Genomic DNA, 24,155 nt, shown 5'->3' on the forward strand with positions numbered 1-24,155 from the left:
TGCAAATGAAAAAATTGATGATCATATTGACGGCTGTTTTGTTGCTCTTTGCTGGAATATTTATGATTATTCATAATTTGAATAATGAAGAGCTCGAAACTGATCCTCAGATGGTCGTGTTCACAGAACAACAAGTTCAAGCCCATTCAACAACCGAGAAAGGCTATACAAATCATGAACTGGCAGTAATAAAATCTTCGGGAAATCCAAAAGACAGTCAGACTGGCCCTTTGGGATATACCGTCAAAGTTGTATTTGTTGATGAACCAGGGACAAGTGATTACTATCAAGCAGAAGAACATAAGGTTACATGTACTGGGAATTCCGGTGGGGCATCAAAACATGTAGAGAGAAAAAATTGTTCTTGGAAAAGAACTAATATTAGAAAGAGCACCTTCTGTAATTATCAATTCACGTCTAAATTAGAACTCTGACTGGACCTATCTAGAAAAAAAGGGGAGGACAACCCGATATGGAAAATGTAGCGGCAGATGTGAGATTGGAATCGATCGAATCCTTCCAATCAACCATCCGCAAATCTGAAAAGGCACGGGCTCAGATGACGCAAAAAGGCGGAAATACAGTTTTGATAGAGAAGCGGCTCCGAGCTTTTCATATTAGCTTGGTTGTACTGGAAAAGGTCTGGCATGACAAGCCTCATCTTTGCAGCCAGGAAGAGCTGGAGAGAGCACGCGAGGTACTTACTGCCATCTGTTAAAAATACATATGCAAAGTCACAGACAAGTAGCTCGCAACGAACGCTGCTGGAGAGACGGATAAAGTCAGTGGAACTGGCTATCGTGGCAATTGGTGATCTAATAATTCACCAGTGAACCGGGAACTTAAAGCGCCCCTCATAACGTCCTATGCTATATACTCCCTACATCGCCGCAACCAAATTTTGGGGGTGGCTTTTTTATTGTTGCAAAGAGCTGGTTTCTCTCCGAAGGTTTACTCGGTGAACAATCTGAAAAAACCCTTAAGCTGTCATTTTCTAGGGTATTAGAGTAGAATAGAGTTTGTCATTATTTTTACTTAAAATTTACATGAACTTAATAGAGTCAAGGTTTTCATAGTTTAAGAAAGTTCACCTTTTGACTTTGCATTTATCGCCCAAACTCCAGCGCACAGATACTAGGGTCATAAGATAACCCAAACATGTAGTAGAGAGCACCACTTTGCTGGGGCTTCTCACGCTCGACCAATCTATACGTGCGCTTACTTTTATCTCGATGCAATATCCCACAATCCTTGTGAATAACAATTATGAGAAGGTGCAATATGAAAAAAATTAAAACGATGAATAAAAAAAACCTAAACAAGTTCGTGCCGCTTTTTGTCCTGGCAGTTTTCATGCTGTGGATGAAAACTTATGTTTCTCAGAAAACGCAATTCCAGTTGGAAGTCGAAGGGACGCTTCAGGAGTTTCTGTTGTTCCTTAATCCGCTCGGATCGGCATTGTTATTGCTGAGCTTGTCGTTGTTCTTTAAAGGAACGCGAAAATACGTATCCCTTTTGGTGATCTATCTCGGAATGTCGGTGTTATTGTATGCAAACGTAGTTTATTACCGATTTTTCAGTGATTTCATCACTTTGCCGACATTATTCCAAACGCAAAATTTTGGCGATTTAGGTGGCAGTGTGGCTACATTAATTCAGCCAACTGATTTTCTGTTTTTCGTAGATGTGGTAATCTTGGCTGGTTTGATTGTCTCTAAAAAATACAAAAAAGAGTCGGCGAACTTTAAAACCAAAGCTGTACTGCCGGTTATTACGATTGCCCTTGCCATTTCGTTCTTTAATCTGGCTTTGGCCGAAGCGGACCGTCCAGAATTGCTGACACGCGGATTTGACCGGAATTATATCGTCAAGTATTTGGGTATGTACAATTATGCACTCTATGACACCGTTGAAACCGCTAAATCCTCTTCCCAACGAGCACTTGCTGACAGCGATGAAGTGACGGAAGTATTGAATTACACCAAATCCAATAACGCGAGCGCCAACGAGGAATATTTCGGTGCAGCAGAAGGCATGAATGTCGTATACCTGCATTTGGAATCGTTTCAGACATTTTTGATGGACTATGAACTGAACGGAGAAGAAGTAACACCGTTCTTGAATTCATTGATTGGAGATCAAGACACATTGTATTTTGATAACTTCTTCCATCAAACTGCTCAAGGCAAAACTTCGGATGCGGAATTCATGTTGGAAAACTCCTTGTTTGGGTTGCCGAAAGGCTCGGCATTTATTACTAAAGGACAGAATACGTATCAGGCTGCACCTGCTATTCTAAAAGATAAAGGGTATACATCAGCCGTATTCCACGGCAATAATGGAACGTTTTGGAACCGATCTGAAATCTATAAATCTTTCGGTTATGATCATTTCTTTGATATCGAGTCTTATACGGATCTGTCAGAAGAGGATATGGCGGAGTATGGCGTTATGGATAAGCCATTCTTCGAGCAATCAGCTCCTCTTCTTGAGTCGCTGCCAGAACCGTTCTATACGAAATTTATTACGGTATCGCATCATTTCCCGTATAATATTGATCAGAGTTTGACGACTATCGGAAAGGGCACGACGGGTGACGCGAGTGTAGATAATTACTTCCAGACGGCCCGCTATGCAGATGAAGCGATTGAGCAGTTCTTTGAGCAGTTGGAGAGCTCAGGTTTAGCTGACAACACCATGGTTGTCATGTACGGCGATCATTACGGCATTTCCGACAACCACAACCAGGCGATGGAACAAGTGCTTTCGAAAGAAATCACGCCGATTGAAAATGCTAAGCTTCAGCGGGTGCCTCTGTTCATTCACATACCGGGCGTGGAAGGCGGCACCAATCATACGTATGGCGGTCAGATTGACCTGTTGCCGACGGTGATGCATTTGCTTGGAGTCGATACGCAGAACTATATTCAATTCGGTACGGACCTCTTGTCCGATGAGCACGAGGAACTGGTCACTTTCAGAAATGGTGATTACGTTAGTCCAGAGATTTACTTGATCGGCGAAAAATTCTATGATCCCGAAACTGGGTTGCCGTTAGAGGAAAGCCAGTTGGAGCAAGCGGAGAAATTCCAAGAGCAAGGAAGCTATGAATTGCAGCTGTCCGACGAGCTAGTTAATGGTGATTTGCTGAGATTCTATACGCCAAACGGATTCACCCCAATCGATCCGGAGGATTACAGCTATCAGAAAAATGTGGATGAAGCAACCGAATAAAAAAGAGATGCTCAGAAAACCGATTTTACCGGTTTTCTGAAGCATCTATTTTTTCGTTTTTGGGGAATAAGCATGAGTTAATTCAGCGTCAACTGTATGATCCATATTCTACAGATCCGAAAGCACAGCTGTTTTGAAGAATATCAACAGCAAGAATCATTAGTTCAATTTTGTTCATTTCAGTCAGCAGGTGGTTCTTTGTTTGGTGAAGAATACTACCATGAGGAAATAGAGAGAGGCGATTGGAGGAAGTTGGATGAGTAAAGAAAAAATGATCCGATCTTTTGATGGAACACAGTTGTTTACCCGTAAAGACACGGCTCAAAAGCAAAAAGCGGCAGTGGTGATTGCCCACGGTTTAGCTGAGCATTTGGGGCGGTATGATGCGTTGGCTAAAACCTTATTGGAGCATGGCTTCACAGTTTATCGCTACGAACAGCGCGGGCATGCACGTTCAGAAGGAAAACGTGCTTTTTTCAACGATTTCAATGAGATGCCTGATGACTTAAAAACCATCATGGATTGGGCAAAGGAAGAAAATTCGGGACAGTCGGTCTTTTTGATTGGTCACAGTATGGGTGGGTTCTCAGCAGCTGCGTACGCAACAAAATATCCAGGGACAGCGGACGGTGTTATTTTGTCCGGTGCGTTGACACGCTACAACAAGGAACTTTTTGGTCCTTTGCCAATGGACTTGCCATTAGACACTTACTTGGATAATGAACTGGGGGAAGGAGTGTGCAGTGATCCGGAAGTTGTCAAAGCCTACGGAGAAGATCCACTGGTGGAAAAGAAGATTTCTGTGGGGCTTATCAATGAATTCGCACCCGGAATTGCTTGGTTGAAAGAAAACGCAGCACCGTTCGTTGATCCGGTGCTAGTACTGCATGGCAATGAGGATGGATTGGTCGCCGAAAAAGATTCGCGTGACTTTTACAGCGAAATCGGTTCAAAAGATAAAACCTTGAAAATATACGCCTTCTTGATGCACGAGATCTTCAATGAGCCATCCAAATATAAAATCTATGATGAACTAGTTGAATGGATGGATGACCGGCTATAGGTTGTTGATTCAGCGCCATGGGAAAAGGCAATGCCAACACCCTCGAGGGTTTCGGCATTGCCTTTTGTTTTCTGAATAATTTGGGCAAAAGTGTTTTAAACTCTCAGCAAGCCACGAAATCCTCTGGCTGCGTAATAAGAATCTGCACCGTTATGGTACAAGAAGACATGCCCATAGCGAGAATCGCAGAAAAGCGCGCCGCCGCGTTGTCGAATGTCTTCAGGGGTTTTTACCCAGCTGGACGTTTTAACATCGAACGTGCCGCGTTTTTGCAGCACGCGGTATTGTTCTTCGGTTAACAGTTCGATGCCCATATCGTTTGCCATTGCCATGGCGCTATTTTCGGGTTTGTTTTTCTTCCGCGAATTCAAAGCCTGGTGGTCAAAGCAAACACTTCTGCGGCCGCTCGGGCTTTCCGTTGAACAATCGTAAAAGACGTATTCGTCCGTCTCTTCGTCAAACTCCAAGACGTCCGGCTCTCCGCCGGTCTGTTCCATTTCGTGGAGCGACCAAAGCTTTTCAGGATGCGCTTCCAGCTTTGCCTGAATCTTGTCCCAGTGCATCCATTCGTGGCGGTCGATGTGTTTTTCGAACCGCTCTTTCAAGGTAGTGAGCAATTCTTTGCGCTGTTCGGAAGTTAATTGGTTTTTCTGAGTCATGTGGTTTCCTCCTCGTTGTTAGTCGGGATACTCGTGGTGGTTTAAGTATAGTAAAAAAGCCGAGTGAATACGATCTGCTATCATCAAAAATAGGCAAGCAGATTTGATTTTTACAGTGGGTTGGTGAAATAATGATTCACGCATGAAAACAGGCTGAACCTTTTATCCAAGGTTCAGCCTGTTTTTTAATACAGTGCATTAAATACCGACAAACTAGTTATTCAGCGCGTTTATAAATTGTTCAAATGCTTCTGTTTCTTTTAATACGCCCGCGTCTTCAAGGACTCTTACGAATTTTTTCCCTAGTTCTTTTTCTAGAAGAGCTTTCGCATCTTCCGGAAGAGAAAGTGTGCCGTATTGAGCTTTCAACTGTTCCGCCCATTTGAGATGAGAGGCTTCCACGTTATTTGCATTGCCGAGTAAAAATTGTTGGATTTCAGCCAATTCTTCTTTTAGCCGCGGCGGCAACACGGCAAGTCCCATCACTTCAATCAAGCCGATATTTTCTTTTTTGATGTGGTGGACATCCGCGTGAGGGTGGAAAATTCCGGACGGGTATTCCGCTGTTGTTCGATTGTTTCTTAACACGAGGTCGATTTCGAACAGCCCATGACGCTTTCTCGCAATCGGGGTAATGGTGTTATGCGGTGTCTTGCCAGTAAAGGCTAAAACGTCCGCTGATTTATCGGAATAATTTCTCCAAGTCTGTAAAATCTCATCAGCAGCGCTCACCAAGTTGTCGATTTCTTTTCCTTTTAAGCGAATCACCGACATCGGCCATTTGACGACGGATGCAGTGATGTCAGGGTAGGAATCCAAGTTGAACACAAAAGCATCTTCTGCTCTGGTCATAGCAAACTCGTAACGCCCGGCTTGGTAATGGTCGTGGCTTAAAATAGACCCTCCAACAATCGGCAAGTCGGCGTTTGAGCCGATAAAGTAATGGGGAAACAGATCTGTAAAAGTAAGCAGTCGCTCAAAGCCGTGTCGATCGATTTTCATGTCACGATGCTCTTCAGAAAGTAAAATACTGTGCTCGTTGTAATAAACATACGGCGAGTACTGCAAATACCAGTTTTCACCGGTGAGCGGAATGGTAACGACTCGGTGGTTCGCTCGTGCCGGATAGCCGATTCGTCCCGCATAGCCTACATTTTCCTTGCACAAAAGACATTTTGGGTAACTGAGTGTTTGTTTCATCTCGCGTTCTCTTTTGATTTGCTCCGGATCTTTTTCGGGTTTTGATAAATTAATTGTAATATCCATCTGACCGTAACGTGTATCCGTTTTATAGGAAATATTTTTTTGGATGCGGTTCATCTGGATGTAGTTGCTGTTTTTGCTTAACTCATAAAAGTAATCGGTTGCAGCGATGGGCGATTCCATATATTTTTCATTAAACAAAGCATTGATAACAGAAGGTCTCGCAACAAAGCAATTCATAATAGTGGCTGACAAGATTTCCTTGTCGTCAAAGATATTCTGGATCACGCCTTGCTCTATGGCATAGGCAATTAAGTGCTCCAGCAAGTTAGGAATAGTGTCATTTGCAGGTTCGATCGCTGTTTCAGGAAACGATTCTAGCCCTAAGAGATTCATCACCTGGTTACGGACATAATCGGTATCAGTGGGTTCAATCAGTTCAGATTCGAGAGCTTGGTCAACGAGTCCTACAAGATGTTGATAAATCATATCGACACGTCCTTTCCATAGCCGTTTGGATGCGTGGCATGCCAATTCCAAGCATCTTCAATAATTTTCGTCACGGAAGTATGGGAAGGTTTCCAACCGAGTACCGCACGTGCTTTGTCTGAACTAGCAATCAAAGTGCTCGGGTCACCCGCTCTGCGAGGACCCACTTTTACGGGAATTTCTTTTCCGGTTGCAGAGCGGGCAGCAACAATCATTTCATTTACGGAAAACCCTTGGCTGCTGCCGAGGTTAAATACTCCACTTTCGCCGTCTTTTCTCAAATAGTCCAATGCTAACAGATGGGCGCGAATCAAGTCTTCCACGTGAACATAATCGCGGATGCACGTTCCGTCGGGCGTGTCATAATCATCGCCGAACACAGTGATTTCTTTTCGCTGACCGAGTGCTGTCTGCAAGATGAGTGGAACCAGGTGGGATTCTGGGCGGTGATCTTCGCCTATTTTAGCCGTTTCTCTTGCACCGGCTACATTAAAGTAACGGAGGGAAACGGATTTTAAGCCATGGGCCAACCCTGTCCACTTCATCATTTTTTCCATGGTCAGTTTTGTTTCACCGTACGTATTGGCCGGATTGGTTGGCATCGTTTCGGTAATCGGTACGGATTCAGGTTCTCCGTATGTGGCGGCAGTAGAAGAAAAGACGATTTTTTTCACATCGTGCTGGATCATGGTCTGCAACAAAACTTGTGTGCCGTAAACATTGTTATCGAAATACTTAAGCGGGTTTTCCATCGATTCGCCGACAAGTGAATTAGCGGCAAAATGAAGAACTTCGTCAATCGATTCCTTTTGGAATACAGCGTTTAGAAAATCAGCGTTTCGAATATCGCCTTCGTAAAAAACGGCTTTCGGGTGTACAGCTTTCTGATGCCCCGTCTCCAAATTGTCCACAACAACAACGCTTATCCCTTGATCGATTAATTGATAGACTGCGTGTGAACCAATATATCCGGCTCCTCCTAAAACTAAAACACTCATGTCCAAAACTCCTCTGTAAGTTCTTTGGCGCCATCCGAAATCTTCGCTTCGTAAAAGGAGGGAGGGAAACCAAATTCTTTGGTATAGCTCTCTGTCAGGTTTTCTTTGAAACTTTCAATCTGCGTCTGGTGAACGATTGCAATGGCACATCCGCCAAATCCGGCTCCGGTCATCCGTGCGCCGATGACACCTGTGTGGTTCCAAGCTGCTTGTGCGATGGTATCGAGCTCTGCACCGGTGACTTCGTAGTCATCGCGAAGAGAGACATGAGATTCGTTCATCAGCTTTCCAAACGCTGCAATATTGCCTTGCTTAAGTTCTTTGAGTGCTTGTACAGTTCTTTCGTTTTCATAGACCGCATGCTTTGCCCGTTTGCGGTTTGTGTCATCTTGGATCAGGTATTTGTGCTGTTCAAATTGTTCTCCTGTCAATTCGCCCAAGCTGCTGACTTCGATTTCAGTTCGGATATCAGACAGTGCTTGTTCACATTGAGCGCGGCGTTCATTGTATTTTGAACCGGCCAGTGTCCGTTGTTTATTGGAGTTGATGATGACAATTTCATGATCCATTAATTCGACTGGTGCGTAGCTATATTTCAGCGTTTGGCAATCCAGTAAAATCGCAAAATCTTTTTTTCCTTTTCCAATCGCAAATTGGTCCATGATGCCGCTGTTGACGCCAATATAGTGATTTTCTACGTTTTGTCCCAATTGAATCATGCGCAAACGATCAATTTCTAAATCGAATAAGCCTTCAAGAACAACCCCTGTGGCCATTTCGATGGAAGCGGAAGAAGACAGCCCGGCACCGTTCGGAATATTGCCGTAGAACAAAATGTCCATTCCATAAGGGATTGAAAAACCATGTTTGATAAAAAAATAGATCATACCTTTCGGAAAGTTTGCCCAGTCATGATCGGTGTTATGGGACAAGTCGGCAAGCTCGCATTCGATTATTCCTTTTTCCGGGAAATTCATGGAGTAGAACCGCAGTTTTTGATCCGAACGCTGCCGCGCAACAGCATAAGTGCCAAAAGAGATGGCAGCTGGAAACACGTGACCGCCGTTGTAATCGGTATGTTCACCAATCAAGTTGATGCGGCCGGGCGCAAAAAAGAAACGCGGTTTTTGATCCATCTTGAAGATTTCGTTGAACGTTTGAGCCAACTCATTTTGATTCATCTTATTCCTCCGATACTTAGTAAATTAATTTAATTAACATAAGTATAGTGGATTTTGTTAAACTATTCAATAATGAGACCAGAAGCAATTATAAGCTATACAAGTATGACAAACGGAGGAATTACTATGCGTCAAGGCAGCTTTAAGTGGATGAAGTCGATGAACAAATCGATCATTCTCAATAAAATAAGAAGGGATGGACCAATATCGAGAGCGCAAATTGCACGAGAGACAAAGTTGACGCCGCCGACTGTCAGCAGCAACGTAAAAGAATTGATGGAAGAGAAGATAGTCGAAGAAAGCGATATCGGCCATTCACAAGGTGGCCGAAAACCGACGATGTTGATAATCAACAACCAGGCATTTACCATTATTGGCGTGGATGCAGGTCCGAAAAGCATTAGGTGCATCGTAGCCGATCTCGCGGGTAAGGTGCTGAAAAGGTCCGAAAAGAAGTTGCAGCTGCCGATTAACAACCAGCAATTTATCGCCACGTTAAAAAGTTGTATTGAAGAAGTGCTGGAAACAGAACATCAAGTCATCGGCATCGGCGTTGCTATGCATGGCGTGGTGGAAGTGGATACGGGGACTTCTTTGTACGCGCCGAATCTTGGCTTGGCCAATATCCCAATCAAAAAAGAAATGGAAGTGGCATTTGGTCTTGAAGTGAAAGTGGAAAATGATGCACGGGCTATGGCATTGGGTGAATACTGGTTCGGGAATCACGGAGAGTTGGAGAGCATGCTAGCGGTCAATATAGGCAACGGAATTGGCGCGGGGCTCATCATTGATGGGAAACTCTATCACGGGTCAACAGATATTGCAGGGGAAATCGGCCACATGACCATCGATTTACATGGTGAGATTTGCGAATGCGGAAACCGGGGATGCCTGCAGACATTTGTCACCGGTCCGGCCATCGCAAGGAAAGTGACTGGCACCGCACTGAAAAATCCACTTACAGCAGAAAACGTATTTGAACAGGCTGTCAACGGCAATGAAGAATTTGCCGCAATCTTGAAAGAATCCGGAAGAGCGATGGGCATTGGTCTGACAAACCTTATCCACATCGTTAATCCGGAAAAAATTGTCCTCGGCGGCGGGGTTTCGAAAGCGGAGACATTTATTTTGCCTACCATACGTCAAACCATTAAAGATTCCGCACTGACTCCTGCGGCTAGCCGCACGAAAGTGGAAGTGTCAAAGCTTGGAGATGATGCCACGCTGATCGGCGCGATTACGTTGCTGTTGGTGGATATCTTTGACGTGAAGTAAATGGAGTTTAATGTTTTTTAGCAACAACTCGGGTTAACAGTCAGAAAGGGTGAAAGAAGAAATGGAAGTCAGCGAAACAGTATTCGGTTATAAAAATAATCGGCCAATCAAATTGTATACTTTGAAAAATGATCAAGGTTTTCAAGTATCCTGCATCGATCATGGATGTGTAATCACTGAAATTATAGCTCCAGACAGCAATGGAAACCTGGAGAACGTCGTACTTGGCTTTGATACGCTTGAAGAATACAAAAGCAATCCTTATTTTTTCGGTGCATTGGTTGGACGCTTTGCCGGACGCATCAAAGACGGGGAGTTTGCAATTGAAGGGAAAGCCTATCAAGTACCCAAGAATGCTAACGGCCATCATTTGCATGGAGGTTCCCAAGGCTTTCACTCTGCTCTTTGGGATTCAAAAGTGATCCAAACAAAAAATGAAGCGATCGTCGAGTTTACGTATTTCAGTCCGGATGGTGAGGAAGGATTCCCTGGCAACTTATCCATGACGGTTCACTACATTCTTAAGAATGACAGCAACCAGCTAGTCATTTCCTATTCAGGAAAATCCGATAAGACCACTTTGTTGAATGTGACCAACCACTCTTATTTCAATTTGAGCGGGAATTTCAAGCGGACCATTCTAGACCACGAATTGACAATGAACAGTGATCATTATTTGGAAGTGGATGATGAATTGCTTCCGACAGGCAATCTGATTCCGGTTGACCAAGATTCGTTATTTGATTTCCGAAACGGAAAGAGCATCAGGGAAGCGACATCTGCTGAACATCCACAAACTAAGCTGGCCGGAAACGGTTATGATCACCCATTTTTGTTGAACCACAAAAAACAGCCAGGAATCGAATTAACTGATTCAATAAGCGGCCGAAAATTGGTAGTTGAAACAACAGAACCTGCAGTGGTTTTGTATACGGGGAACGATATCGGGGGCTCTTATTCAATCAGAGGAGTAGAAGCACAGGACTACCAAGGACTTTGCCTTGAAACGCAAAGTCCACCGGATTCATTGCGACATCCGCACTTCCGGTCCGCTATTCTCAACGCAGACCAAGAGTTCAAGTCGGAAACGACTTATTCTTTCTCTAGCATCAGCAACGGCTAAAAGATTTTTGATGCAGTCAAACGGCTTTTTGAAGAATTTGCTGAAAAGCGAGCTGTTTATGTCCATCGATCCAATTAGTTGAGTTGTCTTTAAAAACCATTATTTTAGATGCCATTTCGGCCGCTTTTCGCATAGCTCCAGCAATAATCCGTACAGAATGACCGTCTTATCGCTGCGCCCAGCGCGTGGACGCGCCGGCGCAGAAGAAGTGACTTAATAAAAAGAGAATTTATTTGTTACGCTTTCATAGTAGAGGAGATAGAGAGAAACGGCATGGGCGCCAGCGGCAAGCGTTTGCCTGGAGCAATTTCGTTCCACCCGCTTCTATTGCACAATCGTTGATAAAATTCCATAAGAAAGACCTTGCCGCAACCCCGGATCGGGCAGTGGCAAGGTCTTTCTTAGTTCTTACATTTTTATCGAAATCCGTTTCGTCAACATCCGCATAGATGCCAGCAACACAGCAATTAGTACCAGCGAGCCTGCAATTGCTAGCGCAGGGTTGGCGTCTGCTGGGATGTTGGGCACCCATGGGATAATGGAACTCAAGCCGTTGTCTCCCCAGAAATAGTCGTTGAGGCTGAGGGCGAAAATCGCAATGCCGATAAAGCCGAAACCAATCACCCAGCCGAAGCGGTAGTAGCCGACGCCGATCAGCCAACCAATCAAATGATAGGTGAAGGCGTTCAGTAAAAAGATACCTGCGTCTGAAAACCATCCTAATGCCGGATCAAATAGGGTGGCAGTGTCTGCTTTGATGGGCAGCGAGGCAAAGTTGGAAATTTGATACTCAATGCCGGTGACCACTACTGGAATCAAGGTGACGACTAAAGCCAATGCTAATGTAGAGAAGACGGTTCCTATATATAGATCCTTGCGGGTGATGCCCTGCTGGACGTAGTAGCCCATGAAGCCATAGGCTGCGATGATTCCACAGACCAACATAAAAATAGTGACGGAATTACTGGAAAAGACGATAAACCGTTCGATGCTGGCATCGTTTCTTGCCACGATAATCATTCCAATAATATGGGCAGCAATTACAAACGAGAAAAACCAGGTGGCCCATTTGACTTGTTCGTAAAAGAGATCGAATGCGACTTTCGGATAGAGTTTGACTTGTTTCATATTAACGCGCCTCCTCTGTTAAATGGATGAACAGATCCTGCAAAGATACGGGACCGATTTCAAGACCTTGCTGACGGGCGGTGAGTTGATCCTGCTCATCCAGTGTACCGAAGACCATCACAGACTTTGTGCCGCCGAGTTTCTGTTCGTTCAAAACTTTCCGACCAGTGACGAAAGCATCAACTTGATCAGCCGCTCCAGTGATGGAAGCTCCTTGAGCAGAAATGGTTTCATAATCTTCGTTCAGCAACAATCGCCCTTGATCGATAATGACCACATTGTCGAACAGGTAATCCATTTCTGAAACCAAATGAGTGGAAAGGATGAAGGTTCGGGGATGTTTTGCCAGATCCGCCAAAACCTCCTGGTAAAAAATTTCGCGGGACGGAGCATCCATTCCGAGATAGGCTTCATCAAAAATCGTGATTGGGGTACGGCTTGCAAGCCCGATGACCACATTCAGCGCAGATTGCATCCCTTTGGATAATTTGTAAACAGGTTTATCAAGAGGAAGCTTAAAGCGCTTCAGCAGGTAATCGGCGTACTCCTTGTCGTAGTTTGGACGGTAATTTTCCGAGAATTCCAGCATGGCGGGAATCTTCTCGTACTCGTCCGCATAATTCTTTTCATAAATAAACGCAATTTGCTGCATCTTTTCAGGATTTTCAAAAACAGGTTCGCCGTCAATTTCCACCTGTCCTTGTGTCGGTTCGCGGAATGCGGCGAGCAAAGAAAGAAGAGTCGTTTTGCCGGCACCGTTGCGTCCAATTAGTCCGTGAATCTTGCCAGCTTCTAGCGTCAACGAAATATCTTTCAAGGCTTCAAATTTTCCGAATTTTAAAGTGACATTGCTTAGTTTGATCTTGGCAACCATCAGATTTCACTTCCTTTCGTGTTTTTGATCAGTTCCATAATTTCCGCTTGCGTAATGCCAAGCTTTTTCGCTTCTTGTAGGAGGTTTCTGACATAATTTTCGACAAATGCCTCTTTTCGCTGTCCCATCAATGTCTGTTTTGCCCCTTCTGCTACAAACATCCCAATCCCTCTTTTCTTAAATAGAATCCCTTCCTCCACCAGCTGATTGATGCCTTTCGAAACGGTCGCATGATTGATTTTATAGAAGCTGACAAGTTGATTGGTTGATGGTGCCTGATCGCCTTCTTTCAGTTGATCGTTGACAATCTGATCTTCAATCAATTCACGAACCTGCAAAAAAATCGGTTTATTCGAATCAAACGGTTTGCTCACACTAAACACCTCCTTATTCAAAATGGATATATGGTTATATGCTTATGTATATAACCATATATCCGTTTTGTTCATTTGTCAATTAATAAATCGCTAGATAAATTGAATGAAAGCAGTATTATTTTCAACTTGATGACAGTGCATAAACGAAGAAATCGCTCTAGATAGATGCTTTGGGCTCACAGGATGTGAATCATAAGGTTGTATGACAAACAAGACGTCGCGGTGCCAGTTGCAAGGACGAATTGCTAAGCCTTGTCGCCAGCTCCTGAGGGGTCTACTGGATGTCGCTTCACTGCTCCAGTAGAAAGCTACTGAACGAAGAGAGTTCGGGCAATGGCTTTGCCCTTAATTGTTTAGGTGCCTGGCACCCAAACAATTATTCTTTACTAAAATTTAACAATTTATTATATAGTCTTAACGTATACTAAAAATTGGAACGAATGTTGAAGTAGATGCATGGGAGGCTGAACATCATTAGATTGAGCAGCATAGTGGAATTTATTAGCTACCTGAAGAAAAATCAACGTGCAATATTCGAAGAAAGCAAAAAGGACGGGGAAGTGAAAGAACTCATGCTTCATGAGAATTTCCAAACAGCCTTTCAGCCGATTTTAACGTTAGCAGAGGGGGAAACGATTGGGTTTGAGGTGCTTAACAGGCCCAACAGTACGCCTGTCTTTCCGACGACTGAAGAGTTTTATACTTTCATAGGGAAGAGCAATAATGTTTTTCGGATAGAAGGATTTCTCCGTAACCTGTCGCTAAAAAAATATGCAGAGCAGCTGAAACAGACAAGCAGTCATGAAAATGGGTTGATATTCCTGAATATCCAGCCGCAAGTCCTGACAGACCGCTCGTATCGAAGTGGAACCACACTGGATTTGCTGAAGAAATACAATTTGTCTCCAGACCAGGTTGTCCTGGAGTTGACCGAAAAAGAGGCCGTGATTGATTACAAGGAATTCGAAAAAACTATCGAAAATTATCGGCAGCAAGGCTTTCGGATCGCGGTTGATGATGCAGGAACCGGATACAATAGCCTCAAAACGATTATTTCGTTGAAGCCAGAATTCATCAAGCTTGATAAATCCTTGATCCGGGATATTCATATCCAGCCAGCTCAACAACAATTAGTGGGACTTTTATTGGATTTTGCTGCGCAATCGAATACCAAGATTATTGCAGAAGGAATTGAAAATGCTCTGGAGCTGAGATTTTTAAAGAATTTGGGTATCCATTTCGGCCAAGGGTATGCGCTTGGCAGACCCGAACCAGCATTAATCAGAGGAGAGGTTCCTTCTTGTTAATAGAATTGTGCGGGTGCCAGGCACCCGCACAATTCAAAAGAGTGATTAGTATCAGACACAAGGGGTATACAACTAGTAAAACATTAGAATCGGAGTGATATTAATGGCAAGAAAAGGTACCGCAGGAAAAACTCCCGATCAACAATCAGCTCCCTCAGAATCAGGAATTGATAAAGCTTTCAAAAAAACAAAAGAAGCTCTAGACAGCGATAACGAAGCAACTGATTATGAAGATGCTACAGATGAAATGGAAAAGGCGAAAGATTACTCTAAAGATGCATCACATAAACAGACCACAGAAGATCGTAAAAACAATTAATCCTGAATGTTTATGAAACATTCCGACTAATCAATCATTTAGATTTACAAACTCTTTTTTATGTATTACAGTGACAGTAAGAGTCGTGCCAGAACGCTGTAGCGTTTGATCCGCACGATCAGTTATGTACGAGAAAAAATCTATGCTGCCTAGTCTGCTGAAATTCCTTCTTGGAAGTTTCATACGTAGATCAAAGCCAGTTCATTCAGACAAGCAGTTTTGCTGTTGTCTTTTTGGGTTGGCTTTTTTGCATAGTATCTGCACAGAAAGAGGAGATGCGGAAATGACAGGAGCATTGACAGGCATGAAAATACTCGATTTATCTCGTGTTCTCGCAGGACCTTACTGCACAATGATTCTCGGAGATCTGGGAGCGGAGGTTATAAAAGTGGAAGCGCACGGCGGCAGTGATGAGACTCGTAAATGGGGACCGCCTTTTCAAAACGGTGTCAGCGCTTATTATTTGAGTATCAATCGCAACAAAAAAGCGATTACTGTTGATTTGAAAACAGCGGAAGGCGTGGCCGTCATTAAAAAACTTGTGGCAGAAAGTGATGTGGTAGTCAGCAATTTCAAGACCGGTACGATGGAACGTTTGGGACTCGGCTACGAGACCTTATCACGTATCAATCCAGCAATCGTTTTTTGCTCCATCACCGGGTTTGGAGAAACAGGACCAGACCGAGATATGCCAGGATATGATTTTATTATCCAAGCAATGAGCGGCTTGATGAGCATCACCGGCAATAAAGAATCAGGGCCACAAAAATCCGGAGTGGCAATTGTTGATGTACTGACCGGGTTGTATGCTTGTATCGGCATCCAAGCGGCATTGCTAGAGCGTGTCTGCTCTGGCAAAGGACAAAAGTTGGATATTTCTTTGTATGATACGGCAGTTAGTGCGTTGGTGAATATTGCGAGTAATTATTTGATGAATGAAAAAGTACCGAATGCTTTGGGCAATGCACATGCCAATATCGTACCCTATCAGACATTCCGGACAGCTGATGGTGAAATGGTGATTGCTGTCGGCACGGACCAGCAATTCCAGGCATTATGCATTGTTTTAGAAAAACCGCAATTTGCAGAGGATGAACGCTACCGGACCAATCCACTACGAGTAGAGAACCGAGAAAGTCTTGTGCCATTACTGCAACAGATTTTCTTAACGGAAAAAACGGGGTATTGGCAGACTTTGTGCAGAAAAAATAACATACCAGGAGGACCGATTCAGACGATACAAGAAATGGGTCATGATCAACAGCTTCAGGCACGCGATATGTTCATCGAGCAAGATCATCCGACAGCTGGAAAAATTAAAATGATTGGCAGTCCGTTAAAGCTGTCGCGAACACCTGTCAAAATGGAACGACATCCGCCGAATCCAGGAGAACACAATAAGGAGATTTTAGGACAGTATTCTACACAATAAACTACTACTTCTAAAAGGGGAGATTTAAGATGAACTTTTCATTTACACAAGAACAGGACATGTTGCGCAGCACGACACGAAACTTTGTCGACAAAGAAATCATGCCATTTATCGAGGAATGGGACCGAGCAGGTAAATCAGATCCAGCGATTTACGAAAAATTGGCAAACCTCGGATTAATGGGTGTCTGTATTCCCGAAGAGTATGGTGGGAGTGGCATGGATTACAATTCCCTAGCAATCGTTTGCGAAGAACTCGAGCGTGGAGACACGGCATTCCGGACCGCCGTTTCTGTCCATACGGGATTAAATAGCTTAACCATTCTTCAATGGGGAACAGAACAACAAAAGCAGCAGTACTTAATCCCTCAAGCGAAAGGTGAAAAAATGGGCGCTTTCGGATTGACGGAGCCGGGTGCCGGATCGGATGTGGCGGCAATGAAGTCGACTGCCGTGAAACAAGGCGACCATTATGTTCTTAATGGACAAAAGACTTGGATTTCCTTGTGTGATGTGGCAGATTATTTTCTTGTCTTCGCTTACACAGGCGACCAAGCACAAAAGCATGGGGCAATTTCTGCCTTTATTGTCGAACGTACGTGGCCAGGTTTTTCCTCCAAAGCAATTAAAGGCAAACACGGCATACGGGCAGGAAATACAGGAGAACTGTTTTTTGAAGATGTCAAAGTACCGAAAGAGAATTTGTTAGGACAAGAAGGCGAAGGATTTAAAATTGCGATGTCGGCACTAGATAACGGTCGATTTACGGTTGCCGCTGGAGCCGTCGGGCAAATCATGGCATGTCTCGAAGCAAGCGTTAGCTATTGCCGTGAGCGCCAGACATTCGGCATGGAAATTGGTAGGCACCAGTTGGTCCAGCAGATGATTGCAAAAATGGAAGCGGGATTTCAAATGAGCCGTCTGCTCGTTTACTGTGCAGGTGAACTAAAGAACCAAGGAAAACGCAATACGCGCGAAACGTCTTTAGCAAAATGGCAGGCTTGTGATTTTGCTAATCAAGCAGCGGACGACGCTTTCCAAATACACGGAGCTTATGGTTATTCCGATGAGTATCCAGTCAGCCGTTATTTGCGCAATTCCAAAGCGCCGGTCATCTACGAAGGAACACGTGAAATTCATACCATCATGCAAGCGGAATATGCTCTGGGTTATAAGGAAGATAAAGCACTATCGAAAACCTTGCCTGCCTGGGAGCAGCAAGCCGATCCAACGACTAGTCGTTGAGTGATAGTATTTCCGAAAAATAAAGCCGGAAGCATCCAAATGAACTGAAGCTGGGTTCACAAGATGCTTAACGGCTTTTTCTTTTGTTTTATATTGCCTGGAATGAAGAGGAATATTAGATTGAATTTTCTCTCTTTAGAAATTATCTGGAGTGAGTAATAGGCTATACTGATATGGAGAATTCTTTTTCATCTCTTATGCACTCTAGCTAATCGTTAGCTTAATTTTTGCAGGTAGAGGGTACTCTTTCAATAAGCAAGAAAGACTGTTCGGCAGTCCTGAAAAAACTACACAAAGAGGAGAATGATGATGGAAATTTTAAAACGGTTCAAAGACATTATGACGAGTAATATCAACGCCTTATTAGACAAAGCAGAAGATCCGGAAAAAATGATTGACCAGTATTTGCGTGATTTGAATAGCGACCTGGGCAAAGTGAAATCGGAAACAGCAGCAATTATGGCAGCTGAAAAACGCGAACGTCGTGAACTGTCAGAGTTTGAAAAAGAGATTGACGACATGCAGCGCTATGTCGTGAAAGCTTTGGAAGCAGACAATGAAGACGATGCACGGAAATTCTTGCAACGCAAAGCAGAGCTTTCTGAAAAAGTAGCAGACAAAGGGACAGCGGTTGAACTCGCGGCTGCCAATACACAGCAAATGCGCCAAATGCATGACAAGTTAGAATCGGACATCGGAGAACTGGAATCCCGTCGTTCGGAGCTAAAAGGCAAAGCGGCAGTTGCAAAGACACAAAAACGCATGAACAGTTTCGCTTCTTCAGTAGACGGAGCAGGCGAGCGGATTTCTGCTTTTGATAAAATGGAGCAGAAAATCAACCAAGATCTTGATGAAGCCATCGCGATGACGGAACTCAACAAAGAATCTAAAACGGACATTAAAGACCTAGCTTCGAAATACGATAGCGATTCGTCTGTAGACGATGAACTGGAATCGTTAAAAGCCGGCATTAACGTGGAAGATGAACTGGAAGCATTGAAAAGCCAGTTGGGCAAAAATGAATGATGAATCTCGTACGAATAGTTTCCTGTAGGCTGAAAGGAGGCAAGCACAGTGGTCATTCAATATAAATGCCCAAACTGCGGGTCAGACATGGCGTTCAACAGTGAATCGGGCCACTTGTCCTGTCCAAGCTGCGGCAGACAGGATGACATCGAAACATTTCCGGAAACCCATATTCTGCGAAAATTCGACCCGAGTGAAGCAAAAGAATACCATTGTGAAAACTGCGGAGCTGTTATTTTGACTGAAGCCGAAACCACTGCGACCCACTGCAGCTTTTGCGGGGCGCCGGTGCTGCTGGCAGACCGACTAACAGGTGACTTAGCTCCGGCCAAAGTAATTCCTTTTACGATTAGCAAGGATGAAGCTGTTGCTGCATTTCGGAAATGGACGAATAATGGACGGTTGACGCCAAGAGGCTTTACCAGCGGCGACCGCATTAAAAAAATGACTGGTATGTATGTGCCGTTCTGGCTGTACGACATTGACGGCACAGCAGATGTAGCGGCGCTTGCGACGCAAGTTCACAGCTATACGTCGGGTGATACGATTTACACAGAGACCAATTTTTATGATGTCCGCCGAGAAATAGACCTCAGTTATTTAAAAGTTCCGGCAGACGCATCTGAAAAGATGGACGACGAACTAATGGATAAACTCGAGCCCTATAATTACGGAGAACTCAAGGATTTCAAAATGCCTTATCTCGCAGGATATCTTGCTGAGAAATACGATTATGACGATGAGGAGCTATTTTCACGAATTGAATCGAAAATCGTGCCTTATATCGATTCGTACATAGGCAGTACCATTTCAGGTTATTCAACCGTTAGTTATACGAATAAACAAATTCAAACAAATAAAAAGAACGTGTACTATACCTTGTTTCCAGTGTGGATGGTTTACTACGATTTCGACAACAAAGAACGCACGTTTGCGATGAACGGTCAAACCGGCAAAGTGGTGGGCAAGCCGCCAATCAGTGCGTTTAAAGTTGCGGGTTGGTTCACCGGCATTGCGGCTTCAGTGTTTGCGGTGATGAAAGTGGTTGCGTTTGCTGTAGGAGGTGTTCTTTGGTGAAGGCATTTCAAGTTAACTGGCTAAGAACTCTTTGTTTAGTGCTCGTGTTCATTAGCGTAAGTGGAGTTGCTGCGTTTGCTGCTGCAGATGAGCATATTTACGACGGTGCTAATTTATTAAGCGAATCGGAAATCGTTGACTTAGAAGCGGTTGCAACAAAATACAGTCAAGAACAAAATGTCGACTTTTTGTTTTTAACAACTGCAGATGAGAATATGCCTCCTATTACCGATTACATGGGTGATTTTTTTGAACAATGGTCTATTGAAAACAATCAAGAAAACGTAGTGTTATTAACAATGAATATCGCGACGCGTGATGTTTACTTAGCTGGTTTTGGAACGGCGGAAACCACACTGGATAATAAACGCGTCGAGTTGGTCCTAGACCGAATTGTTCCTGAAATGCAAAATGGCGATTATGCGGATGCTTTTCGTGAGACAGTGACTACGTCAAGTCGCTATATGGAATATCGTCCAGGCGTCAATCCGGAAAACATCCTTCTTAAAAGCTGGTTCCAGCTTCTTGTTGCATTATTGCTGGGGCGGGTGTTGTTGGTTTCATGCTTTACAATGCAGGTGGACGTGTGACAACGACTGCTAGTACGTATTTTGATGGTGATCATACAAGAGTGACCAGTGCGCGCGACCACTTCCGCAACAAAACCGTTTCACGTCGCAAAGTTCCGAAGAACAACAGCGGAGGCGGAGGTGGTTTCGGCGGCGGAGGGACTACCGGAGGTGGCACTTCTTTCAGCGGAGGCGGCCGCAAGTTTTAAAAGTAGATCAAACCAAAGGAGGGGGAAAACAGAATGGGGTTTTTCGGCAATCAATTTTCAGATGTAGTGGAATGGGAAGAATTCAGAGAAGACATGATTTTCTGGAAATGGACGAATAATGAAGTGAAAAAAGGCAGTAAGTTAATTATTCGTCCGGGTCAAGACGCCATCTTCATGAATAACGGCAAAGTCGAAGGGGTTTTTGAAGACGAAGGCGAGTACGATATTGAATCAGAAATCGTGCCATTCCTATCAACGTTAAAAGGCTTCCGTTTTGGCTTTAATAGCGGCATGCGTGTAGAAGTGTTGTTTGTGAACACAAAAGAATTTACAGTCAGATGGGGAACGCAAAACCCAATCAATATTCCGTCACCTCAATTACCAGGCGGTATGCCAATTCGTGCCAATGGGACATTCCAGTTTAAAGTTAGCGATTATATTGGCTTAATCGATAAAATAGCAGGAGTTCGCAACAGCTATTTAGTAGACGATGTCAAAATTCGCATTACAGCCATTTTAGATCAGCTCTTAATGAAGTGGATCAGCAAAGAAGGAAAGGATATGTTCAACTTACAAGCCAATGCACATGAAATCAGTCAAGGCATTCAAGATGACTTGAATATGCAGCTGATGGACGACGGCATGAAAGTTATGGGCTTCCAAGTCATGAGCTTTAATTATCCAAAGGAAATTCAAGACATGATCAATAAAAGTGCATCACACGGTATGGTCGGCGACGTTGCCAAATACCAACAGATTTCAGTGGCCGACGCCATGGGCAAATCATCCGGGTCTAATGCAGCTTCGGACATGGCAGGTATGATGATGGGCATGAATATCGCCAAAGAAATGATGGACGGTCAGAAAGAATCTGATACTGACAAGCAACAGAACACAGCTGGAGCAGGTAATTCTTCTCTGCAGCAAGACGCTGATGGTAAGACGGTACCGAAATTCTGTCCGAACTGCGGTCAGAAAAACGAAGGCGCCAAATTCTGTCCGAATTGTGGGCAGAAGCTGGGTTAATAGATGTGCAAAACCGCCACTTGGAGAAGAATTCCAGATGGCGGTTTTTGTGTGATTTATTATGTGAAATTTGTCTTTAAAGCAAAGTCTTGCAATAATGTTGGCCATTATTTCAAACCTTCGTATGCTTCTTCAATCTTACATAATAAGTCCATAATTGAACTAAGAAAGAACCGTAAATGCCAATGCACAGTATAAATGCGAACGTTCCCCAAGAAAGCCAGTGAGACAGCTCAGTTTGTCGATTGAAGCTGTTAAATAGAAAAAACAGATACAAAAGTGTAAATGGTAAAAAGAAAGCTGTGTAGGTAAGGACCATCTTTCTCGCATGTTTTATTCGGGTTGGATTATCGCTATATAGCTGTGGTCGTTGCTGATTTCCCGTATATTCCTGGCTCCAAATAGTCCAGTTTTCCAGATTAGAATAGGAAACAAAACAATCACGCCAGCCAGCTTCTTTGTGAATAGCAAAATAGCTTGAAGGCGGTTGTCTTTGGTAATCGACTCGGTAAGCAATGCGGCGAGGCTGTCCTTTCATAAAGTGGAAAATCGTGCCGATTCGGTTGACGCGATACAAATTGAATCCACGCTGTTCCATCGACTCTAACCAGTTTTCCAGTTTGTCAGGAGAATACATCCAGCCTAATCGAACTTTTGTCACCCAGCGTCCGGAGCGTTTCAATTGTCGTTCTGCCTGCTTGTCGATTTCATTGCTTGGTTGAAGAGTTTCCGTGGTTAATGGATCTCTAAGGGATTTATTCGTTTTCGTAATTTTGACAATCGAATAGATGCCTAGTGCAACCAGACCAACTACTAACGCAAAGAACAAATACGTCACAATCCAATAAGGACTTTTTTCTACAACGATAGCTTCGTCCGTGAAAAAGTAGGAAAAAGCTAAAGAAATGGGGGCGATCAGCACACTTAGTAAATAAAATAAAAGTCCATAAAAAAGATACGTGATTGTTTGGTTGTGTTTGATGACACCGTCTCTAGTTGGAAAGTTCCTAATCGTCTGTTCAGGTTGGCTGTTTGTTGTGACTTGCCATTTCCCCGTAGTGACAGTGGTTTCCCATCCCTCGGCTTGCAAAGTTTTGGGTAGCACAGGCGACATCAATTTGTCATAAGTAATTCGGTAAATCCGGGATTCCGCCGTTGTTTCATTAAAAGAAAAGCGGCGTGTCCACCGGTTCAATCCTACAAAGGTCAGCCCACTACATGCCATTTGTGACAGCCATTGCTCTGTTTTAGTGACATCGTAGCTCCAGAAAGGTTTGTACATTCTCTTCACTTGAAATCCTCCTCATACGTCAGTGCATTTTGATGTAACTCTTTCAGTCTAGTTATTTCTTCATGCATTAGTTGGTTTCCAGTATCAGTGATTTCGTAAACAGTCTTTCGCTGTTCGTCCGCGAAAACGACAATTACTCCGTCTTTTTGCATCTTTGTCAAAGTGCCGTACACAGTTCCTGATCCAAGACGCAGTCGACCTGCTGTAATTTCCTCCACGTGTTTGACAATCCCATATCCATGTCGTGGTTTGGTTAAAGACAATAGGATATAAAAAGCGGTTTCAGTCATAGGTACGTATTTTTTTAACATTTTTTGAATATCCATAATTGACCCTCTTTTCTATATGTCACAACTCGACTATATCACGTCGTGACATATAGAGCTAATTTTTTTAAAATTTCATTATTTTTTTAAGAGAAAGGAGAAGAGATAACCTATCCTCCTATGTAAGAAAATTGGAACTTCTTATAGGTTCATTTTGAATAGAAAAATATCTATTGTTGAGAAAGAAGGAGGAAACAAGATGAATTTCAAATACACATTTACTCAAGTAATTAGCTTTAGCTTCTTGATTGGCACCGTGTTGGCTGGCCGTTCTGACGAGAAAGTTGAAGCAGAAGATTCGGGAAAAGCAGTCGAGGCTGTACTTATCAAAGAATTTACGGCGTCTGATGAAGATTTCGTCAACTTACAGCAGGAAATAGTAAACCAATTAGGCAAAGATACACCGACGTTGCTGGAGGACTCTCCAGAAGTAGTGGCGGTAAATGAGTATATAGAGGACACATAGGGGTCGTATTTAACGGATAACGAGCTCGATAATCTGATAAATAGCGGACAGGCATTTACGTATCATACTGCAGAAGATTACCAGCTGAGCATCTCAGAGATGGATGTAGAGAAAAGCGAAGTGGAGCCGACACTTTATCTATTTTCACTCGAAGTGAATTACGGGAACCCTTTTGGAAATGCTAAGAAGCATGACATTGAAGGTAAAGTGATAGTGCCGAAAAGCGTTAAAATCGGGTGATTGTCAATAGCCGATCCCG

Annotated in this window: 24 protein-coding genes and 1 pseudogene; 16 read left to right on the forward strand and 9 right to left on the reverse strand. The window is 43.6% G+C overall.

Annotated elements, in window-relative coordinates:
• The first annotated feature begins 5 nt into the window (after positions 1-5).
• From BBH88_RS04040 to BBH88_RS04055, 4 genes and pseudogenes are all read left to right on the forward strand, one after another.
• Positions 6-434, forward strand: coding sequence for a hypothetical protein (locus BBH88_RS04040; RefSeq protein WP_065537218.1), 429 nt, complete (start codon positions 6-8; stop codon positions 432-434).
• A gap of 38 nt (positions 435-472) precedes the next feature.
• A pseudogene (locus BBH88_RS04045) lies at positions 473-833 on the forward strand (hypothetical protein).
• Positions 834-1,281: 448 nt separating this feature from the next.
• A complete protein-coding gene (locus tag BBH88_RS04050; protein WP_065537217.1) occupies positions 1,282-3,234 on the forward strand; it encodes a lipoteichoic acid synthase in 1,953 nt (650 codons plus the stop codon).
• A gap of 256 nt (positions 3,235-3,490) precedes the next feature.
• Positions 3,491-4,297: an alpha/beta hydrolase gene (locus tag BBH88_RS04055; protein WP_065537216.1), complete on the forward strand. Its 807-nt coding sequence runs from the start codon at positions 3,491-3,493 to the stop codon at positions 4,295-4,297.
• A 95-nt stretch (positions 4,298-4,392) separates the two neighbouring features.
• Here the strand turns inward: BBH88_RS04055 and BBH88_RS04060 are convergent, their stop codons facing one another.
• The 4 genes from BBH88_RS04060 to BBH88_RS04075 form a co-directional block, all read right to left on the reverse strand.
• Complete coding sequence (locus BBH88_RS04060) at positions 4,393-4,956, reverse strand: DUF4256 domain-containing protein (RefSeq protein ID WP_065537215.1); 564 nt, start codon at positions 4,954-4,956, stop codon at positions 4,393-4,395.
• 213 nt (positions 4,957-5,169) lie between these two features.
• A complete protein-coding gene (galT, locus tag BBH88_RS04065) occupies positions 5,170-6,648 on the reverse strand; it encodes a UDP-glucose--hexose-1-phosphate uridylyltransferase (protein ID WP_065537214.1) in 1,479 nt (492 codons plus the stop codon).
• Positions 6,645-7,646 carry a UDP-glucose 4-epimerase GalE gene (gene galE, locus BBH88_RS04070; RefSeq protein ID WP_065537213.1) on the reverse strand — a complete coding sequence of 334 codons (1,002 nt, stop codon included), beginning with the start codon at positions 7,644-7,646 and terminating at the stop codon, positions 6,645-6,647. The genes galT and galE overlap by 4 nt, the downstream gene beginning before the upstream one ends.
• Positions 7,643-8,827, reverse strand: coding sequence for a galactokinase (locus BBH88_RS04075; RefSeq protein WP_006831560.1), 1,185 nt, complete (start codon positions 8,825-8,827; stop codon positions 7,643-7,645). Before BBH88_RS04075 ends, galE begins: the two co-directional genes overlap by 4 nt.
• 126 nt (positions 8,828-8,953) lie before the next feature.
• Between BBH88_RS04075 and BBH88_RS04080 the strand changes: the two genes are divergently transcribed.
• Together BBH88_RS04080 and BBH88_RS04085 are read left to right on the forward strand one after the other, a co-directional pair.
• Complete coding sequence (locus BBH88_RS04080; RefSeq protein WP_006831559.1) at positions 8,954-10,102, forward strand: ROK family transcriptional regulator; 1,149 nt, start codon at positions 8,954-8,956, stop codon at positions 10,100-10,102.
• Between the two features lie 61 nt (positions 10,103-10,163).
• Positions 10,164-11,225: an aldose epimerase family protein gene (locus tag BBH88_RS04085; RefSeq protein ID WP_065537212.1), complete on the forward strand. Its 1,062-nt coding sequence runs from the start codon at positions 10,164-10,166 to the stop codon at positions 11,223-11,225.
• 408 nt (positions 11,226-11,633) lie between these two features.
• Here the strand turns inward: BBH88_RS04085 and BBH88_RS04090 are convergent, their stop codons facing one another.
• The 3 genes from BBH88_RS04090 to BBH88_RS04100 are packed head-to-tail and all read right to left on the reverse strand — an operon-like array spanning position 11,634 to position 13,601.
• The gene (locus BBH88_RS04090) at positions 11,634-12,353 is read right to left on the reverse strand and encodes a hypothetical protein (RefSeq protein WP_065537211.1); all 720 of its coding nucleotides are present in this window, start codon (positions 12,351-12,353) and stop codon (positions 11,634-11,636) included.
• Position 12,354: 1 nt separating this feature from the next.
• Positions 12,355-13,227, reverse strand: a complete 873-nt coding sequence (locus BBH88_RS04095) for an ABC transporter ATP-binding protein (RefSeq protein ID WP_065537210.1) — start codon at positions 13,225-13,227, stop codon at positions 12,355-12,357.
• Positions 13,227-13,601, reverse strand: a complete 375-nt coding sequence (locus tag BBH88_RS04100; RefSeq protein ID WP_065537209.1) for a GntR family transcriptional regulator — start codon at positions 13,599-13,601, stop codon at positions 13,227-13,229. Before BBH88_RS04100 ends, BBH88_RS04095 begins: the two co-directional genes overlap by 1 nt.
• A gap of 494 nt (positions 13,602-14,095) precedes the next feature.
• Here BBH88_RS04100 and BBH88_RS04105 point away from each other — a divergent pair, with 494 nt between their 5' ends.
• From BBH88_RS04105 to BBH88_RS04140, 9 genes are all read left to right on the forward strand, one after another.
• Complete coding sequence (locus BBH88_RS04105; protein WP_238323398.1) at positions 14,096-14,911, forward strand: EAL domain-containing protein; 816 nt, start codon at positions 14,096-14,098, stop codon at positions 14,909-14,911.
• A gap of 103 nt (positions 14,912-15,014) precedes the next feature.
• Positions 15,015-15,230: a hypothetical protein gene (locus tag BBH88_RS04110; RefSeq protein WP_006829703.1), complete on the forward strand. Its 216-nt coding sequence runs from the start codon at positions 15,015-15,017 to the stop codon at positions 15,228-15,230.
• 283 nt (positions 15,231-15,513) lie between these two features.
• Entirely contained in the window at positions 15,514-16,662 is a 1,149-nt protein-coding gene (locus tag BBH88_RS04115; protein WP_006829702.1) for a CaiB/BaiF CoA transferase family protein, read from the forward strand.
• 29 nt (positions 16,663-16,691) lie between these two features.
• The gene (locus BBH88_RS04120; RefSeq protein ID WP_065537208.1) at positions 16,692-17,906 is read left to right on the forward strand and encodes an acyl-CoA dehydrogenase family protein; all 1,215 of its coding nucleotides are present in this window, start codon (positions 16,692-16,694) and stop codon (positions 17,904-17,906) included.
• A 309-nt stretch (positions 17,907-18,215) separates the two neighbouring features.
• Positions 18,216-18,932 carry a PspA/IM30 family protein gene (locus tag BBH88_RS04125; RefSeq protein WP_065537409.1) on the forward strand — a complete coding sequence of 239 codons (717 nt, stop codon included), beginning with the start codon at positions 18,216-18,218 and terminating at the stop codon, positions 18,930-18,932.
• A gap of 48 nt (positions 18,933-18,980) precedes the next feature.
• A complete protein-coding gene (locus BBH88_RS04130; RefSeq protein ID WP_006829699.1) occupies positions 18,981-20,009 on the forward strand; it encodes a TFIIB-type zinc ribbon-containing protein in 1,029 nt (342 codons plus the stop codon).
• On the forward strand, positions 20,006-20,599 hold the full coding sequence (locus BBH88_RS04135; protein ID WP_238323399.1) for a TPM domain-containing protein: 594 nt from the start codon (positions 20,006-20,008) through the stop codon (positions 20,597-20,599). The genes BBH88_RS04130 and BBH88_RS04135 overlap by 4 nt, the downstream gene beginning before the upstream one ends.
• The gene (locus BBH88_RS19555; RefSeq protein WP_238323401.1) at positions 20,572-20,787 is read left to right on the forward strand and encodes a hypothetical protein; all 216 of its coding nucleotides are present in this window, start codon (positions 20,572-20,574) and stop codon (positions 20,785-20,787) included. The genes BBH88_RS04135 and BBH88_RS19555 overlap by 28 nt, the downstream gene beginning before the upstream one ends.
• A gap of 33 nt (positions 20,788-20,820) precedes the next feature.
• Complete coding sequence (locus BBH88_RS04140) at positions 20,821-21,813, forward strand: SPFH domain-containing protein (protein ID WP_006829697.1); 993 nt, start codon at positions 20,821-20,823, stop codon at positions 21,811-21,813.
• Positions 21,814-21,925: 112 nt separating this feature from the next.
• Here the strand turns inward: BBH88_RS04140 and BBH88_RS04145 are convergent, their stop codons facing one another.
• Both BBH88_RS04145 and BBH88_RS04150 read right to left on the reverse strand, forming a co-directional pair.
• Positions 21,926-23,095, reverse strand: coding sequence for a DUF2812 domain-containing protein (locus BBH88_RS04145; RefSeq protein ID WP_154669191.1), 1,170 nt, complete (start codon positions 23,093-23,095; stop codon positions 21,926-21,928).
• A gap of 5 nt (positions 23,096-23,100) precedes the next feature.
• Positions 23,101-23,430: a PadR family transcriptional regulator gene (locus tag BBH88_RS04150; protein WP_006829695.1), complete on the reverse strand. Its 330-nt coding sequence runs from the start codon at positions 23,428-23,430 to the stop codon at positions 23,101-23,103.
• Between the two features lie 199 nt (positions 23,431-23,629).
• Between BBH88_RS04150 and BBH88_RS04155 the strand changes: the two genes are divergently transcribed.
• Positions 23,630-23,896, forward strand: a complete 267-nt coding sequence (locus BBH88_RS04155; protein WP_006829694.1) for a hypothetical protein — start codon at positions 23,630-23,632, stop codon at positions 23,894-23,896.
• Positions 23,897-24,155: the final 259 nt, after the last annotated feature.

The organism is Planococcus antarcticus DSM 14505 (genome assembly GCF_001687565.2).
Lineage (GTDB): Bacteria > Bacillota > Bacilli > Bacillales_A > Planococcaceae > Planococcus > Planococcus antarcticus.

Excerpts from the sequence above, each read along its gene's own strand:
- BBH88_RS04075 (WP_006831560.1), bottom strand. The coding sequence starts at position 8,827 with ATGAATCAAAATGAGTTGGCTCAAACGTTCAACGAAATCTTCAAGATG.
- BBH88_RS04125 (WP_065537409.1), top strand. The coding sequence starts at position 18,216 with ATGGAAATTTTAAAACGGTTCAAAGACATTATGACGAGTAATATCAAC.
- BBH88_RS04060 (WP_065537215.1), bottom strand. The coding sequence starts at position 4,956 with ATGACTCAGAAAAACCAATTAACTTCCGAACAGCGCAAAGAATTGCTC.
- galE (WP_065537213.1), bottom strand. The coding sequence starts at position 7,646 with ATGAGTGTTTTAGTTTTAGGAGGAGCCGGATATATTGGTTCACACGCA.
- BBH88_RS04095 (WP_065537210.1), bottom strand. The coding sequence starts at position 13,227 with ATGGTTGCCAAGATCAAACTAAGCAATGTCACTTTAAAATTCGGAAAA.
- BBH88_RS04055 (WP_065537216.1), top strand. The coding sequence starts at position 3,491 with ATGAGTAAAGAAAAAATGATCCGATCTTTTGATGGAACACAGTTGTTT.
- BBH88_RS04145 (WP_154669191.1), bottom strand. The coding sequence starts at position 23,095 with ATGTACAAACCTTTCTGGAGCTACGATGTCACTAAAACAGAGCAATGG.
- BBH88_RS04110 (WP_006829703.1), top strand. The coding sequence starts at position 15,015 with ATGGCAAGAAAAGGTACCGCAGGAAAAACTCCCGATCAACAATCAGCT.
- BBH88_RS04080 (WP_006831559.1), top strand. The coding sequence starts at position 8,954 with ATGCGTCAAGGCAGCTTTAAGTGGATGAAGTCGATGAACAAATCGATC.
- BBH88_RS19555 (WP_238323401.1), top strand. The coding sequence starts at position 20,572 with ATGCTTTACAATGCAGGTGGACGTGTGACAACGACTGCTAGTACGTAT.
- BBH88_RS04040 (WP_065537218.1), top strand. The coding sequence starts at position 6 with ATGAAAAAATTGATGATCATATTGACGGCTGTTTTGTTGCTCTTTGCT.
- BBH88_RS04120 (WP_065537208.1), top strand. The coding sequence starts at position 16,692 with ATGAACTTTTCATTTACACAAGAACAGGACATGTTGCGCAGCACGACA.
- BBH88_RS04150 (WP_006829695.1), bottom strand. The coding sequence starts at position 23,430 with ATGGATATTCAAAAAATGTTAAAAAAATACGTACCTATGACTGAAACC.
- BBH88_RS04085 (WP_065537212.1), top strand. The coding sequence starts at position 10,164 with ATGGAAGTCAGCGAAACAGTATTCGGTTATAAAAATAATCGGCCAATC.
- BBH88_RS04155 (WP_006829694.1), top strand. The coding sequence starts at position 23,630 with ATGAATTTCAAATACACATTTACTCAAGTAATTAGCTTTAGCTTCTTG.
- BBH88_RS04115 (WP_006829702.1), top strand. The coding sequence starts at position 15,514 with ATGACAGGAGCATTGACAGGCATGAAAATACTCGATTTATCTCGTGTT.
- galT (WP_065537214.1), bottom strand. The coding sequence starts at position 6,648 with ATGATTTATCAACATCTTGTAGGACTCGTTGACCAAGCTCTCGAATCT.
- BBH88_RS04090 (WP_065537211.1), bottom strand. The coding sequence starts at position 12,353 with ATGAAACAAGTCAAACTCTATCCGAAAGTCGCATTCGATCTCTTTTAC.
- BBH88_RS04050 (WP_065537217.1), top strand. The coding sequence starts at position 1,282 with ATGAAAAAAATTAAAACGATGAATAAAAAAAACCTAAACAAGTTCGTG.
- BBH88_RS04140 (WP_006829697.1), top strand. The coding sequence starts at position 20,821 with ATGGGGTTTTTCGGCAATCAATTTTCAGATGTAGTGGAATGGGAAGAA.